11 protein-coding genes are annotated in these 15777 nt (G+C 63.5%); 2 read left to right on the top strand and 9 right to left on the bottom strand.

Annotated features, from left to right (window positions below):
- Positions 1–21 precede the first annotated feature (21 nt).
- The 9 genes from A3AS_RS0106455 to urtA form a co-directional block, all read right to left on the bottom strand.
- On the bottom strand, positions 22–2982 hold the full coding sequence (locus A3AS_RS0106455; RefSeq protein ID WP_018316781.1) for an autotransporter domain-containing protein: 2961 nt from the start codon (positions 2980–2982) through the stop codon (positions 22–24).
- Between the two features lie 352 nt (positions 2983–3334).
- Positions 3335–4375 carry an aliphatic amidase gene (locus A3AS_RS0106450; protein WP_018316780.1) on the bottom strand — a complete coding sequence of 347 codons (1041 nt, stop codon included), beginning with the start codon at positions 4373–4375 and terminating at the stop codon, positions 3335–3337.
- Positions 4376–4411: 36 nt separating this feature from the next.
- Positions 4412–4789 (bottom strand): zinc ribbon domain-containing protein, encoded by a 378-nt coding sequence (locus A3AS_RS0106445; RefSeq protein WP_018316779.1) that lies wholly within the window; start codon positions 4787–4789, stop codon positions 4412–4414.
- A 94-nt stretch (positions 4790–4883) separates the two neighbouring features.
- Entirely contained in the window at positions 4884–6113 is a 1230-nt protein-coding gene (gene fmdA, locus A3AS_RS0106440; protein ID WP_018316778.1) for a formamidase, read from the bottom strand.
- A 27-nt stretch (positions 6114–6140) separates the two neighbouring features.
- Complete coding sequence (urtE, locus tag A3AS_RS0106435) at positions 6141–6830, bottom strand: urea ABC transporter ATP-binding subunit UrtE (protein ID WP_018316777.1); 690 nt, start codon at positions 6828–6830, stop codon at positions 6141–6143.
- 228 nt (positions 6831–7058) lie between these two features.
- Positions 7059–7814 carry an urea ABC transporter ATP-binding protein UrtD gene (gene urtD, locus A3AS_RS0106430; RefSeq protein ID WP_026201736.1) on the bottom strand — a complete coding sequence of 252 codons (756 nt, stop codon included), beginning with the start codon at positions 7812–7814 and terminating at the stop codon, positions 7059–7061.
- A 10-nt stretch (positions 7815–7824) separates the two neighbouring features.
- On the bottom strand, positions 7825–8967 hold the full coding sequence (gene urtC, locus A3AS_RS0106425; protein WP_018316775.1) for an urea ABC transporter permease subunit UrtC: 1143 nt from the start codon (positions 8965–8967) through the stop codon (positions 7825–7827).
- Positions 8968–8984: 17 nt separating this feature from the next.
- Entirely contained in the window at positions 8985–9911 is a 927-nt protein-coding gene (gene urtB / locus A3AS_RS0106420) for an urea ABC transporter permease subunit UrtB (protein ID WP_018316774.1), read from the bottom strand.
- Between the two features lie 133 nt (positions 9912–10044).
- Complete coding sequence (gene urtA, locus A3AS_RS0106415) at positions 10045–11304, bottom strand: urea ABC transporter substrate-binding protein (RefSeq protein ID WP_026201734.1); 1260 nt, start codon at positions 11302–11304, stop codon at positions 10045–10047.
- 170 nt (positions 11305–11474) lie between these two features.
- Here urtA and A3AS_RS0106410 point away from each other — a divergent pair, with 170 nt between their 5' ends.
- Together A3AS_RS0106410 and A3AS_RS0106405 are read left to right on the top strand one after the other, a co-directional pair.
- Positions 11475–14846: an ATP-binding protein gene (locus A3AS_RS0106410; protein WP_018316772.1), complete on the top strand. Its 3372-nt coding sequence runs from the start codon at positions 11475–11477 to the stop codon at positions 14844–14846.
- Complete coding sequence (locus tag A3AS_RS0106405) at positions 14830–15756, top strand: response regulator (protein WP_018316771.1); 927 nt, start codon at positions 14830–14832, stop codon at positions 15754–15756. The genes A3AS_RS0106410 and A3AS_RS0106405 overlap by 17 nt, the downstream gene beginning before the upstream one ends.
- Positions 15757–15777 lie beyond the last annotated feature (21 nt).

Genomic DNA, 15777 nt, shown 5'->3' with positions numbered 1-15777 from the left:
CTCAAGGGAGGCGACGATGCCTCACCAAGCGTAGCGCACGACGCCCTTGCCGGCGTAGGAGCGGGTGAGGTTCGAGAACTCTCCCTCGAACGTCGCCGATGCAGACCAGCCGTTCATCCAGTTCATCTGCGCTGATGCCGTAGTCAGAGCCGAATCGCGCGCCTGGGCGGCGCCGTTCACGACGAAAGCCGATCCCGGCAGGGTCTGGAACACCGCGCCCACAGTGCGGTCCGGATTGTAGTCATGTGCCCAGGCGAGGCGGCCGCGCAGGGTCATGAGGCCACCGGCCGCGGCAAACGATCTGTCCGCGCGCAGGCCGAGTTCGGTGCGCGTGCTGGTCACGTCCTTGGCGGCATAGTTGAGAGCGAAGACGTTGCTGCCGACCACGGCAGCCTCTGCATAGGTCGGAAGGCTGAACAAGGTGGCCTGGAGCGCCGCATACGGCGTGAGGCCAGCCCACTGCATGGCATAGCGATAGCCGCCCTCGATGCGGCCCGAGAACGCGTTGGCGTTGAACTGCGCACGCAGCTGGTCATAACCGGCAGCCGTCACGATGCGGTTGGTCGTGACGTCCTGCCAGCCATAGGCGAGCGCCGCCGTGATGTAGGCCGGTCCCGCCGTATGACGCACGAAGGCACCGGCCTGGAAAAGGTCGGAGCGACCCCAGCCGAGCCCGTTGACGTTGAAGGCGGTCCCGCCGCCTGCGAGTGCAAAGCCCGCAATCGTCGATGGCGAGAAGCGGTAATCGAGGCCCACGGCAGTGCCGTAGACACTGCTGCTCGTGTTGTTCGAGCCGAGGCCGGAATTGCCGTCCGTGGTCTGCGAGCCGCCGTAGCCGGCCGTCCACACATCCCAGCGCTGCTCGAACGTTGCACCTGGTGCCTTGCGGTAAATCGAGGCGAAGGCGTCGCGCGCGCTCTTGTCGCGCGCATTTGCGTCCGCGGCAAATGGCGAGGCGCCAGGGGTGCCGCTGCGTCCAGAGCTGAAGACGTCGGTCAACAGGCTCATGAACAGGTTCATCGCATTGAACGTCGTCTGCTGCGATCCCGTTGCGGATTCACCCGAGGCCTGCGTCAGGCCCCCGGAACCAAGACCCGCGAGTTCGGCCTGCAGGAAGCCGTTGGTGTTGAAGAAATTCTGAAGCGTCGTGGCAACGTTCTGCTGGTTGACGTTGAGCGCGTATTTCGCGCCGTAGTTCAGCGTGAAATCGAGGAAGACCTCGTTCGATCCGACGCTCGTCGTGCCGATGAGGCCACCCGGCGCGGCAACGCCCGAAAAATTCCCGCCGGAGGTGCCGAAGAAGTTCATGATCGAATAATGCTTCATCACCGCGGCGCCCGGATACAGCGCGACGCCGACAGTGCCGTCCAGCGCGACATTGCCGGTGACGAGCGCGTGGCTCGTGCTGGATCCGCTACCGACCTGCACCACATAGACCGAGCCGGACTGAAGCGTGAGATCGCCCTGAACCTGCATGCTCGAGCCCGGGCCGCCGTCGCCGGGCGCATAGATACCGCCGTTGGCGATAACCGTATTGCCAACGATTCCGGCGCCGAACAACGCACCACCGGCATTCACGGTGGTCAGGCTCGACTGCGAGATGTCACCATCGACCCGCAGGATGCCGCCGTTCACCGTGGTCGTGCCGGTGTAGGTATTCGCGCCCGAGAGGATCAACGTGCCGCTGCCGACCTTTTCCAGCGAGCCGGGGCCGGCGGGACCGCAACCGCAGGTATCACCGATGACGCCGCTGACCTCGGTCGAGAGGTTGTTACCGCCGACGACGAGGGTATTGCCGCCGCCGATGTAGTAGAAGCCGCTGCCTTCGATCGATCCTGCGGTGATGCGACCATCGCCGGCCGGACCGGTGCCTCCACCGAAATCGACGACGCCGGTCCCGGTGGTGATGAAGCGTGCGTTGCCGCCGGTGGAGTTGTCGAAGAATTCGGTCCTGCCGCCGTCCTTGGTGATGATCGTGGCATTGCCGGCCGTGGTGAACGCGCCGAAATCGGTGAGACCATCCGCTTCATTGATGATGATTGCATTGCCGGCGGTCGCCGTGTCGGAGCCGGCGAACGTCCCGAACACGGTCCCGCCAAAATCCTTGTTCACGATCGTCGCCGAGCCCGCCGAAGATTGCTCGATGAATATCGTGCCGCCGCCATTCTGGTTGGTGATGTTGGCGGCGCCTGCATTAGTCCGTCCGAAGAAGCCGATCAGGCCGCTGTCATTGATGATGGTGGCCCGACCGGCCGTCGCGGTGTCGGCTCCACCCCCGAGCGGATCGCCGAAATACACCTGGCCGTTGTTGGTGATCACGATCGAGCTGGCGGAGCTTGCGTTGAGGAACATCGTCGTGCCGGAGAAGGCGTTCAGGATCGACGTGATTCCCGACGTGTCGGCATTGACGATGCTGAAGAGGCCCTCGTTGGTGACGGCGCCGACCATGCTCGCGGTGTGGGTCGCGTCACCGAGCTGCAGGGACCCGCAATTGCAGATGAAGGTGCCGCCGGTATAGGAGTTCGCGCCGAGCAGCGCCAGGGTACCTGGTCCCTGAACATTGATGCCGTCGCTGCCGACGATGCGCGAAACGATCGCGGCCGAGGGATCGCTGGTGCCGGTCACATCGTTGGTGACGAACGTGGTGCCGCCCGCAGCCAGCCTGAGGTCGCCGCCCTGAATGGTATAGATCGAGCCGTCGGCGGTCAGGTCGAAGCCCACGAGGCTGGTGAGCTGCACGCCGCCCGGCGTAACCGTCACCGTGCCGCCCGTCGCCGGCGTCGAGGGAGCGCTGCTTCCGAACAGCGTGCCGGCTGACGCGGGATCATAGGCGGTGCTGGTCGCGCCAAAGACGTCGGTCCAGTTGGTCGTCGTGTTGTCCCAGACGCCGCCCCCGCCGTTGACGGTGCCGTTCGGCGTGGTCTGTGATCCGTTGAAAACCTGCTGGGCCCCGACCGGGCTCGCCACAGCGATCGCGGTCACGACGAGGCCGGCCCCGAATGCCGCGCGCTTTGCCGCAGCACTCCGGCGCGGGCAACTCCCCCCGCTCGATCGCAACCAAGCCCCCACGCTCGTTCCCCACCCCGCGGCGCTCCCCAGCGGCGCCGCGGGGAACTTAGGCGAAGAGGATGGGCGGTAGAACTACGGGGCATCGAGAATCCGCCCAACTGCCCCCCAACTCGGGCAGATTCAACAGTCCATGTTGTAACCGCGCCACGGTTTTGCCGGGCGCCATTCCCATTCCGCGCACCTACGGACGCATCAGAACGTCCGCATTTGTGGACGGCCGTTCACATCAAGGGGTGACCGTCCAACTCGTGGTGCCGGCAAGGGCTCAGTAATTGCTCGGCGACGACCCATTCGGGATGCCGTCGATCGGACATTCGTCGGTGCCGGGGGTCGAGCGGGTCATCGCCTCGACCATGTCACGCGTGCCTTCGGGATCCTTGATCCAGTTCTTGTAGAAGTCATAGGGGCACGCCGCAACGCCGCGCGGGCTTTCGCCGGAATTGATCATGCCGGTGTAGCCGCGGTGGACCAGCTTGTAGAGATGGTTCTGTGACTGGCCGTTGCGGCGCGCATCGCGGATCAGATGTTTCGACAGCTGTGCGTACTGGATGCCGTAATCCTCCTCACCGCACTCGCCGAGCGTACGGCCATCGAAGCCGATGATCGCGGAGTGGCCGAAATAGGAGTAGACGCCGTCGAAACCGGCGGCATTGGCGACGGCGACATAGACGTTGTTGGCCCACGCCATCGCCTTGGAAATAAGGACCTGCTGCTCCTTGGCCGGATACATGTAGCCCTGGCAGCGCACGATCAACTCGGCGCCCTTCATGGCACAATCACGCCAGATCTCCGGGAAATTGCCATCGTCGCAGATGATCAGGCTGACCTTCATCCCCTTCGGGCCGTCGGAGACATAGGTGCAATTGCCGGGATACCAGCCCTCGATCGGCACCCATGGCATGATCTTGCGATACTTCTGCACGATCTCGCCCTTGTCGTTCATCAGGATCAGGGTGTTGTAGGGCGCCTTGTGCGGATGCTCCTCGTGGCGTTCGCCGGTCAGCGAGAACACGCCCCACACCTTGGCCCTGCGGCAGGCCTCGGCGAAGATCGCTGTCTCTTCACCCGGCACCGCGCACGCCGTCTCGTACATCTCCTTGGAGTCGTACATGATGCCTTGCGTGGAATATTCCGGGAAGATCACGAGGTCCATGCCGGGCAGGCCAGTCTTCATGCCCACCACCATGTCGGCGATCTTGCGGGCGTTATCGAGCACCTCGGCCTTGGTGTGCAGGCGGGGCATCTTGTAGTTCACCACGGCGACGCCGACGGTATCGTTACTGCTGGAAATGTCACCGTGAAGCATGTTGGGCGCTCCTGTCGTTTATTGGTTTGAGGTGCGTTAGTGGCTGATCATCCACGGCCGCGCAGTCGGAAAGCCCTTGGCGCCGCTCTTCGTCTTGGTCACCAGCCGCGCCGGCTTCTTCTTGTCGATCGCGTTCTTGTCCTTCACGGTCTTGCCCGAAGAGCAGCAGCCGCAGCCGGGACCGTGCGAGGCCTTGTATTGCGCGAGCGTCCGCGGCGCGTGCGAGCTGCGCTCGTTGATGGCGTGTGCCTTGCGCTTGTCTGATGGCATGCAGAAGAAATTCGGCGCGGTCAGAATGACGCGCGGCGCCATGGTCTCGCAATGCGGGCAGCTTTGTGGATCGTCGCACTCGGCCATCGGGCGCAGGTCCTTGAACGGACCGCATTCGTCACAGAGATACTCATAGACCGGCATCGCATTATTCCCACGCTCTTGCCTGTTCAGAAATGATCCGGCGGCGGATGCGGGGCGGCAGAGAGACGCCGCTCCGCATCCCGTCGCGCACCGACTACTTGTCCGGCGAGATCGGCATCTGGATATCGCCGGTGATGTGCTTGATGGGACCTGCCGCCGACGGCATCACGTCGAAGTCGAAGATCTCGGTCGGCAGCCACAGCGTGGCGCAGGCGTTGGGCACGTCGACCACGCCGGAGATGTGGCCCTGACATGGCGCGGTGCCGAGGATCGAATAGGCCTGTGCGCCGGAGTAGCCGAACTTCTTCAGGTATTCGATGGCGTTGAGACAGGCCTGGCGATAGGCGATGTGAACATCGAGATAGTGCTGCTTGCCGGCTTCATCCACCGAGATGCCTTCGAAGATCAGATAATCCTTGTAGTTCGGCGTGATCGGGGACGGCTTGAAGATCGGGTTCTTGATGCCGTACTTCGACATGCCGTCCTTGATCACCTCGACCTTCAGATGCAGCCATCCCGCCATCTCGATGGCGCCGCAGAAGGTGATCTCGCCGTCACCCTGGCTGAAGTGCAGATCGCCCATCGAAAGACCCGCGCCCGGCACATAGACCGGGAAGTAGATCTTCGAGCCGCGCGAGAGATCCTTGATGTCGCAATTGCCGCCGTGCTCGCGCGGCGGCACCGTGCGCGCACCTTCCGCGCCGATCTTGGCTTTGACGTCGCCCTTGGCGCGGCCGCCATGGGCGGTCGCCGCGAACGGCGGATTGGCAAGGCCCGGCACGCGGGTCGGATTGGTCGAGATCAACTCGGCCTCACGCTTGTTCCAGGTCTCCAGCATCTTCGGATCGGGCAGACAGCCGATCAGGCCGGGATGGATCAGGCCGGCGAAGTTCACGCCGGGCACGTGGCGGGACGAGGTGTAGAGGCCCTTGATGTCCCAGATCGATTTCTGCGCCAGCGGGAAATGGTCGGTGAGGAAGCCGCCGCCGTTCTGCTTGGAGAAGAAGCCGTTGAAGCCCCACAGGCTCTCTTTCATCGGGCCGACGTCGAGCAGATCGACGACGAGGAGATCGCCGGGCTCGGCGCCCTTGACGCCGATCGGGCCGGACAGAAAGTGCACGATCGACAGGTCGATGTCGCGCACGTCATCGGCGGAATCGTTGTTTTTGATGAAGCCGCCGGTCCAGTCATAGGTCTCGATGATGAAATCGTCACCGGGATTGACCCAGGCCACGATCGGGATGTCGGGGTGCCAGCGGTTGTGCACCATGTCATTTTCGTAAGCCGACTTGGTCAGATCGACCTTGATCAGTGTCTCTGGCATCGCAAAGCTCCCCTTTTACACGGTTGGTTAGACGGACAGATATTTCGAGACCTGTGCGGCATCGACGGCGTCGCGCGGATCGTCGCGCACGATCTCGCCGTTCTCGATCACCAGCACGCGGTCGGCGATGTCGAGCGCGAAGCTCAGGACCTGCTCGGACACGACGATCGAGAGCCCCTTCTCGTCGCGGATGCGCTTCAGGGTCCGCGCCATCTCCTTGATGATGGAAGGCTGGATGCCTTCGGTCGGCTCATCCAGCAGCAACACCTTCGGCTTGGTCGCGAGCGCACGCGCAATGGCGAGCTGCTGCTGCTGGCCGCCGGAGAGATTGCCGCCGCGGCGGCCCTTCATCTCCAGCAGGACCGGAAACAATTCGTAGATGTCGCCGGGCACCTCGGATTCGCCCGCAACGACGAGGCCGGTCTCGATGTTCTCCTTCACCGTCATGGTGGAGAAGATCATGCGGCCCTGCGGCACATAGGCGAGGCCCTTGGCGACGCGCTCGTAGCTCTTGAGGTTGCCGAGCTCGGCGCCGTCCATGGTCACCGAGCCGCTCCTGGCCGGCAGGATGCCCATCAGCGACTTCATCAGCGTGGTCTTGCCCATGCCGTTGCGGCCCATGATCGCCACGATCTCGTTGGGCGCGACCTTGACGTTGAGCCCGTGCAGCACCTCGCTCTGGCCGTAGGCGACGTGAAGATCGGAAATTGCCAGCATCAGCGTGCTCCTAGACTCGGTATGCCTTCCTTCTCCCCTTGTGGGAGAAGGTGGCGCGGACGAAGTCCGCGACGGATGAGGGGTTTGCATCCGCGGATGCGACAGGCAGTTCGACGCGCGGAGAGATACCCCTCACCCGGATCGCATCTGACGATGCGATCCGACCTCTCCCACAAGGGGAGAGGTGCACCGTCGATGCCGCGACGGACTCATTGGTTTTCGCCATCGTCAGTGCCCCAGATAGACTTCGATGACCTTGGGATCGTTCTTGACCTTCTCCATGGTGCCCTCGGAGAGGATCTGGCCCTGGTGCAGCACGGTGACCTTGTGGGCGATATCCTCGACGAACTTCATGTCGTGCTCGATCACCAGCACCGAGCGGTTCTTGATGATGCGGTTGAGGAGCTCGGCCGTCTTGGCGCGCTCGGACACGCTCATGCCGGCGACCGGCTCGTCGAGCATCAGGAGGTCCGGGTCCTGGATCAGTAGCATGCCGATCTCGAGCCATTGCTTCTGGCCATGGCTGAGCTCGTCGGCATAGGTGTTGAGCTTGTCCTTGAGGAAGATCATCTCGGCGACCTCCTCGACCCGGTCCTTCACCAGCTGGTCGCGCTGAAAGGTCAGCGAGCCGAACACGGTGCGGCCGCGTGGAAACGAGATCTCGAGGTTCTCGAACACGGTGAGATCCTCGAACACCGACGGCGTCTGGAATTTGCGCCCGACGCCGGTCTGCACGATCTCGTTCTCTTTCATCTTCGTGAGCTCCTTGCCACGAAACTGGATCGAGCCCGAGGTCGCCTTGGTCTTGCCGCAGATCAGATCGAGCACCGTGGTCTTGCCGGCGCCGTTGGGACCGATGATGACGCGGATCTCGTTCTCCTCGACGTAAAAGGAGAGATCATTGACCGCCTTGAACCCGTCGAACGAGACGGTCAGTCCGGAGACAGCGAGCAGGAAATCCTTGGGCTGGTGTCCAACGAGCATGATGGCCTCCTCACTCTGCCGGTGCGCCGTCGGCGACCGAATTGTCATTCCAGCCCGGCTTCCGCCTGCGCGAGGCGAACAGCCGATCGATCCGCGGCTGCACGTAATCGGCCCAGAGCCCGGACAAACCGTTCGGGAAGGCGAGCACGACGGCGATGAACAGCGCGCCGAGGCCGAACAGCCAGAGTTGCGGGAAGGATTCCGACAGGCTGGTCTTGGCGAAATTCACCAGGATGGCGCCCCAGATCGCGCCGAAGATCGACATGCGTCCGCCGACCGCGGTGTAGATCACCATCTCGATCGACGGCACGATGCCGACAAAGGACGGCGACATGAAACCGACATTGAGTGCGAACATGGCGCCGCCGATCGCGGCGAAGACCGCGGCCATGCAGAAGGCGAAGATCTTGAAGTTGGCGACGCTGTAGCCGGAGAAGCGGACGCGGTCCTCCTGTTCGCGCATCGCCACCAGGATGCGGCCGAGCTTGGTCAGGCGGATGAACTGCGCGATGCCGATGCAGGCGAAAAGCAGCACCACCTCGACGAAGTACAGGATGACCTTGGCGTGGTCGGGCCGGATGTCCCAGCCCTTGAGGGTGCGCAGGTCGGTCATGCCGTTGATGCCGCCGGTGTAGCCCTGCTGCCCGACGATCAGGATGGTGAGGATGGCGGCGACGGCCTGGGTGATGATCGCGAAATAGGTGCCGCCGACACGGCGCTTGAACATCGCGGTGCCGATGATCAGCGCGAACAGGCCGGGGACCAGGATGATGGCGAGGATGGTGAAGGTGAGGCTGTGGAATGGTTGCCAGAACAGCGGCAGCGAAGTGATCTGATTCCAGTCCATGAAATCGGGGATGCCGGGCGTCGACTGGATCTTCGTGTTCTCGACGCTGGAAGCCTCGAGCTTGAGGAACATCGCCATGCAGTAGCCGCCGAGACCGAAGAACACGCCCTGGCCGAGGCTCAAGATGCCGCCATAGCCCCAGCACAGCACGAGGCCGAGCGCGACAAAGGCGTAGGTGAGGTATTTCGCGACCAGGTTGAGGCGGAACACATCCAGCGAGAGCGGCAGGATCACGAACAGCACGGCCGCCAGGACGATGAAGCCGATGAGCTCGGAGCGATTGAAGAAGCGTGAGTTGATGATCATGACTTGCCTGCTTCTCCTTACTTGCGGACTTTGAGGGCGAAGAGACCCTGCGGCCGCAGCATCAGGATGCCGACGACAGCGAGCAGCGTCAGGACCTTGGCCATCGAGCCCGACATGAAGAATTCGAGCGTCGATTGCGTCTGCGAGATCGAGAACGCGGAGGCGATGGTGCCGAGCAGGCTGGCCGCGCCGCCGAATACGACGACCAGGAACGTGTCGACGATGTAGAGCTGTCCGGAGGTCGGCCCGGTCGAGCCGATCATGGTGAAGGCGCTTCCGGCGATTCCGGCAATGCCGCAACCAAGCCCGAAGGTGTAGCGGTCGACCTTCTCGGTGTTGATGCCGACCGCTCCGGCCATGATGCGGTTCTGCACCACCGCACGGACCTGGCGGCCCCAGCGCGACATGTACATGACGTACGCGACCGAGAGAGTGATCAACACGGTGAGACACATCACGAAGACGCCGTTGATCGGCACTTCGATGCTGTCGGTGACGTGCAGCGAGCCCAGCATCCATTGCGGCAGCTCGACCCCGACCTCACGCGCGCCGAACACCGAGCGATAGGCCTGCTGCAGCATCAGGCTGAGGCCCCAGGTGGCAAGCAGCGTATCCAGCGGGCGCTTGTAGAGATGCCGTATCAGCACCCACTCCACCAGCATCCCCAATGCGCCGGACGCGACAAAGGCCAGGATCATCGCAAGGAAGAAATAGCCGCTGAACAAGCCGGGCAAATAGGACTGGAAGACATTCGAGGTCATCCAGGTGACGTAGGCCCCGAGGATCATGAACTCGCCATGGGCCATGTTGATGACGCCCATCTGGCCGAAGATGATGGCAAGCCCGAGCGCCATCAGGACGTAGACCGAGAACAGGATCAGTCCTGCAAAGCCCTGCATGACGAAGATGGAGCCAAGGTCACCAAGCGAGTAGTCGCCGAACATCGATGTTCTCCGTCGGGGATAAGGGTCCCGCGTCGCGAGCAGGTTCGCGACGCGGGGGTCTTGGGCGTGGATTTGCGGTCCACGCCAGGGAGAGGCTTGGTGGTTGGAAGAAAGCGCGACTGGGCGCGCTTCTTTATTGGTAACCCTTCGGGAACGGATCGGGCTCGACGAGATCGGCGGTCTCGTAGATCAGCTCGAACTGGCCATCGAGCTTGGCGCGCCCCACCCGGGTCTTCGACCAGAGATGATGGTTCTCGTGGATGCGCACATAGCCTTCCGGCGCGCCCTTGAACTCGACGCCGGGCGAGGCCGCCGCGATCTTGTCGACGTCGAAGGAGCCCGCCTTCTCCACCGTCAACTTCCACAGCCACGGGCCGAGATACGCAGCCTGGGTGACGTCGCCAATCACGGTCTTCTCGCCCCAGGCCTTCTTGAACGCCGGCACGAACGCCTTGTTGTTCGGATTGTCGAGCGACTGGAAGTACTTCATGCAGGCATAGGCACCCGCGATGTTCTCGCCGCCGATGCCGTCGATCTCGTCTTCGGTCACCGAGATCGTCAGCAGCGCCTGCTTGGAGAGGTCGATGCCGGCGGCCTTGAGCTGCTTGTAGAAGGCGACGTTGGAGCCGCCCACGACGTCGGTGAAGATCACGTCGGGCTTGGTCAGCTTGATCTTGTTGATGACCGAGTTGAACTGGGTGTTGCCGAGCGGATAGTACTCCTCGCCGACCACCTTGCCCTTCAGCACGTTCTCGACGTGCTTGCGCGCGATCTTGTTCGAGGTGCGCGGCCAGATGTAGTCGGAGCCGATGAAGAAGAACGACTTGGCGCCCTTTTCCTTGGCGATCCAGTTCAGGCCGGCGAGAATCTGCTGGGTCGCTTCCTGACCGGTGTAGATGACGTTCTTGGACTGCTCGAGGCCTTCGTAGAAGGTCGGGTAATAGAGCATGCCGTTATACTGCTCCATGACCGGCAGCACCGCCTTGCGCGAGGCCGAGGTCCAGCAGCCCATGATCGCCGCGACCTTGTCGTTGACCAGCAGCTTCTTGGCCTTTTCCGCAAAGGTCGGCCAGTCGCTGGCGCCGTCTTCCTGGATGAACTTGATCTTGCGGCCGAGCACGCCGCCGGCGGCATTGATCTGCTCGATGGCAAGCTTTTCGGCCTCGATCGACCCGGTCTCGGAGATGGCCATGGTGCCGGTCGCCGAGTGCAGGATGCCGACCGTGACCTCGGTATCGGTGACTGCAAGGCCGGTGGTGTTGACCGCCGAGGTCGCGGGAGCCTGCGCAAAGGACGCCCGCGGCAGCATCGTGATGGCCGGCACGGCGGCCATTCCCATCAATAGTTTGCGCCGGAGCGGCGACAAAAGGCCCTTGTTTGGTTCGTCTGACATGAGCACCCCACTTTTGTTCGAGGACACGCGATTGGTGCCGTGAGGATGGCTCGGATTGATGCAGTGCCAGCATACGCAAGATCGCGTATACTGCACCGCAAAATGCCGACGTAGGCTTTTGGTACGGAATTTGCGAGGGCTCCGGGTCCGTATCAGGAGTGGGGTAGAGCGTGGCAGGGCGGCAGCGAATAGACCGCGTCAGGCGCCAGTACAACCAATGGGTCGCCAACCAGACCCTGGAGGACTATGCGCTGCGCTTCACGGCCAAGAGCGCGCGCCGCTGGTCCGCCGCCCGGGTCGCCAACACGGCGCTGGGCGCGATCTCGTTCCTGGCGATGGAGGCGATCGGCGGCACCATCACGCTAAACTATGGCGTCACCAATGCGACCGCCGCCATCCTCGTGGTCTCCCTCATCATCTTCTGCTGTGGCGTACCGATCGCCTATTATGCCGCCAAATGCGGCATCGACATCGACCTGCTCACGCGCGGCGCCGGCTTCGGCTACATCGGCTCCACCGTCACCTCGCTGATCTACGCATCCTTCACCTTCATCTTCTTTGCGATCGAAGCCGTGATCCTCGCGTCCGCGCTCGAGATGTGCTTCGGGATTCCGCGGCCGATCGGCTATCTCATCAGCGCCGTCGTCATCATCCCGCTGGTGGCCTACGGCATCACGCTGATCAGCCGCTTCCAATTATGGACGCAGCCGCTGTGGATCGTGCTCCACATCATTCCGTTCGCGGCGATCGCCTGGCACAACCCGCACTCTTTCACGGAGTGGCGAAAGTTCTCGGGCGAGCACGGCGACCTCAACGGGCAATTTGACCTGCTGCTGTTCGGGGTTGCGGCTTCCGTGGTGTTTTCGCTGGTGGCGCAGATCGGCGAGCAGGTCGACTTCCTGCGATTTTTGCCGCGCGACCGCCGCGCCTCCAGGGCGTCCTGGTGGGTGGCGCTGATGAGCGCGGGACCGGGCTGGATCGTGCTGGGCGCGCTGAAGCTCCTGGCGGGTTCGTTCCTCGCGTTCTTCGCGCTCAGCCACGGGGTGCCGCCCGAGGAGGCCGCCGAGCCCGCCCATATGTATCTCGAAGCGTTCCGCTATGTGCTGTCCCAGCCTGACCTCGCGCTGGCGTTGACCGGCACGTTCGTGATCCTGTCCCAGGTGAAGATCAACGTCACCAACGCCTATGCCGGCTCGATCGCCTGGTCGAACTTCTTCTCGCGCCTGACCCACAGCCATCCCGGCCGCGTCGTCTGGCTGGTCTTCAACGTCATCGTAGCGCTGCTGTTGATGGAGATCGGCGTCTACAAGGCGCTGGAGCAGACGCTCGCGCTCTATTCGAACGTCGCGATCGCCTGGGTGGGTGCGCTGGTCGCGGATCTCATCGTCAACAAGCCGCTTGGATTGCGGCCACAGCAGATCGAATTCAAACGCGCGCATCTCTACGACGTCAATCCGGTCGGCGTGGGTGCGATGACGATCGCGACCATTGTTTCCATCAGCGCCTTTTACGGCCTGTTCGGGCCGACCGCGAAGGCGCTGTCGGCCTTCATAGCGCTGGCGGTTGCGTTCCTCACCGCACCGTTGATTGCCTGGGCCACGGACGGCAAATACTACATCGCGCGCAAGCCGAAACGGAGCTGGCAGGACATCGAGGCGATCCAGTGCTGCATCTGCGAGCACGCGTTCGAGCCGGAGGACATGGCCTCGTGCCCCGCTTATGCCGGCCCGATCTGCTCTCTGTGCTGCTCGCTGGATGCCCGCTGCCACGATCTCTGCAAGCCGCACGCGCGGATCCAGGCGCAGGTATCGGAGACGCTGGGCAAGCTGATGCCGCAGCCGATCTACGCGCGCATCAACTCGCAACTCGGCCACTATGTCGGCGTGTTCGTGGTCTCCGCCGGCCTCGTCGCGCTGGTGCTGGGCCTGATCTATCTGCAGACCTCGGCGAGCGTGCATGGCGAGAACGCGCTCGTCTCCGACGTGCTCTGGAAGGTTTTCTTCTCGCTCAGCATCATCATCGGCGTGGTGGCGTGGCTGTTCGTCCTGGCGCAGCAGAGCCGCCGCGCGGCGGAAGCCGAGACGCGACGGCAGACCGCGCTGCTGATCCAGGAGATCGACGCGCACAAGCGCACCGACGCCGAGCTGCAGCGCGCCAAGGAAGTCGCCGAATCCGCCAACCTCGCCAAGAGCCGCTACGTGGTGGGCCTGAGCCACGAGCTGCGTTCACCCCTGAACGCGATCAGCGGCTATGCCCAGCTCCTGGAGCAGGACACGACGCTCAACACCAAGCCGCGCGACCAGGTCCGCGTCGTCCGCCGCAGTGCCGACCACCTCTCCGGCCTGATCGACGGCATTCTGGACATCTCCAAGATCGAGGCGGGACGGCTGTATCTGTCGCGCGACGAGGTGCGCTTCAGCGAGTTCCTCGATCAGCTGGTCGGCATGTTCCGCCTTCAGGCCGCTGCCAAGGGTATCGATTTCGTGTTCAGGCGGCCGGCGTATTTACCGCTGGTGGTCTATGCCGACGAGAAGCGGCTGCGCCAGGTGTTGATCAATTTGCTCTCGAACGCCATCAAGTTCACCCAGACCGGCAGCGTGCAGTTCGTGGTGCACTATCGCAGCCCCGTTGCCGAGTTCGAAGTGATCGACACCGGTCCCGGCATCCAGGGCGACGATCTCGAACGCATCTTCGCGCCGTTCGAGCGCGGTGCGCTCGGCGTCTCGCAGCCGCAAACCGGCACCGGCCTCGGCCTGACCATCAGCCGTCTGCTCGCCGGCGTAATGGGCGGCGATATCAAGGTCATGAGCACGGTCGGCACCGGCTCAACGTTCAAGGTCAAGATCCTGCTCTCGGAGGTCACCAATCCGCAGCTCATCGCGCCGGTGGAGGCCCCGGTCTCCGGCTATCACGGCGCGCGCAAGACCATTCTCATCACCGACGACGACCCCGTGCATCGCGACCTCCTGCGCGAGGTGCTGACCCCGCTCGGCTTCATCCTGCTCAGCGCACCGGATGGCCCCGGCTGCCTTGCATTGGCGCAGCATTGCCGGCCCGATCTGTTCCTGCTCGACATCTCGATGCCCGCCATGGACGGCTGGGCCGTCGCGGAGGCCTTGCGCGCGAGCGGCCATCACCAGGCCCGCATCTTGATGGTGTCGGCCAGCGCGATCGAGGCCCACGGCGCGCCGCTGGCGCAGCCCTTCCATGACGGCTATTTGATGAAGCCGATCGACATCCCGAGGCTCCTGGAGACGATCCGCCAGCTCCTCAAGATCGAATGGCAATACGGCTCGGACGAGATCGCAATGCCGTTCTGGCGCCCCGAAAGCGGATCGAGGCCGCCGGCGCGGCACATCGAGGCGCTGATCGGGCTCGGCCAGATCGGCTACGTCAGGGGCATACAATTGAAGCTGGACGAGATCGGCAGCGAGCATCCGGAGCACGCCGACTTCGTCGCGCAGATGCGGTCGCTGGTCGACCGGTTCGATCTCGAGCAGTACATGGCCACATTGAAGACGTTGCATGCGCATGAACATTGAGTCGAAAAAGCGCGACGTCGCGCTCGTTGTAGATGACTCTCCCGAGACGCTGCGGCTGCTCACCGACGCGCTCGACGGCGCCGGAATGACGGTGATGGTAGCGCTCGACGGCGCGGCCGCGATACGCATCATCGACCAGATCACGCCCGATATCGTTCTGCTCGATGCCGTGATGCCCGGCATCGACGGCTTCGAGACCTGCCGTCGGCTCAAGCGCGATGCGGCTCTTGCCAATGTCCCCGTGATCTTCATGACGGGCCTCGCCGAAACCGAGCATATCGTGCGCGGGCTCGAGGCCGGCGGCGTCGATTACGTGACAAAGCCGATCGTGATCGAGGAGATGCTGGCGCGCATCCGCGTCCATCTCGGCAATGCCCGGCTGACCCAGAGTGCGCGCGCCGCGCTCGACGTCTCCGGCCGCTTCCTGTTCGCGGTCGACCGCCATGGCAATCTGCTGTGGGCAACGCCGCAGGCGCAGAAGCTGCTGTCCGATCATCACGGCGCACAGGCTGACGACTCCGTCCTGCCGCCATCGCTGCTGCAATGGCTGGAGCAGGCCAAAGCCAAGGGCAGCTCGAAATCCCAGGCGGCTTGCTTGCCCGACAATCCGCAGCTGCGGCTCTATTACATGGGCGAAACCGCGCCGAACGAATTCCTGTTGCGGCTCTCCAGGGAGTCCGGCACCGCGCTGCCGCCAGAATTCACCAGCGAACTCGGCCTCACCACCCGCGAGGGCGAGGTGCTGGCCTGGCTCAGCAAGGGCAAGACCAATCGCGACATCGCGCAAATCCTGGGCCTCAGCCCGCGCACGGTCGACAAGCATCTCGAGCAGATCTACGCAAAACTCGGCGTGGAGAACCGGACCGCCGCGGCGGCGATTGCGGCGAATGCGACGCGAAGGAACTCGTGAGCGCAGTGCGGATGAGTTGGT

This window comes from Bradyrhizobium sp. WSM2793 (assembly GCF_000379585.1).
In the GTDB taxonomy this organism is placed as follows: Bacteria; Pseudomonadota; Alphaproteobacteria; order Rhizobiales; family Xanthobacteraceae; genus Bradyrhizobium.
The sequence above is the reverse complement of the archived record's forward strand: the minus strand, read 5'-3'. Positions and strand labels throughout refer to the sequence as shown.

Excerpts from the sequence above, each read along its gene's own strand:
- fmdA (WP_018316778.1), bottom strand. The coding sequence starts at position 6,113 with ATGCCAGAGACACTGATCAAGGTCGATCTGACCAAGTCGGCTTACGAA.
- urtB (WP_018316774.1), bottom strand. The coding sequence starts at position 9,911 with ATGTTCGGCGACTACTCGCTTGGTGACCTTGGCTCCATCTTCGTCATG.
- A3AS_RS0106445 (WP_018316779.1), bottom strand. The coding sequence starts at position 4,789 with ATGCCGGTCTATGAGTATCTCTGTGACGAATGCGGTCCGTTCAAGGAC.
- urtC (WP_018316775.1), bottom strand. The coding sequence starts at position 8,967 with ATGATCATCAACTCACGCTTCTTCAATCGCTCCGAGCTCATCGGCTTC.
- urtA (WP_026201734.1), bottom strand. The coding sequence starts at position 11,304 with ATGTCAGACGAACCAAACAAGGGCCTTTTGTCGCCGCTCCGGCGCAAA.
- urtE (WP_018316777.1), bottom strand. The coding sequence starts at position 6,830 with ATGCTGGCAATTTCCGATCTTCACGTCGCCTACGGCCAGAGCGAGGTG.
- A3AS_RS0106450 (WP_018316780.1), bottom strand. The coding sequence starts at position 4,375 with ATGCTTCACGGTGACATTTCCAGCAGTAACGATACCGTCGGCGTCGCC.
- A3AS_RS0106405 (WP_018316771.1), top strand. The coding sequence starts at position 14,830 with ATGCGCATGAACATTGAGTCGAAAAAGCGCGACGTCGCGCTCGTTGTA.
- urtD (WP_026201736.1), bottom strand. The coding sequence starts at position 7,814 with ATGCTCGTTGGACACCAGCCCAAGGATTTCCTGCTCGCTGTCTCCGGA.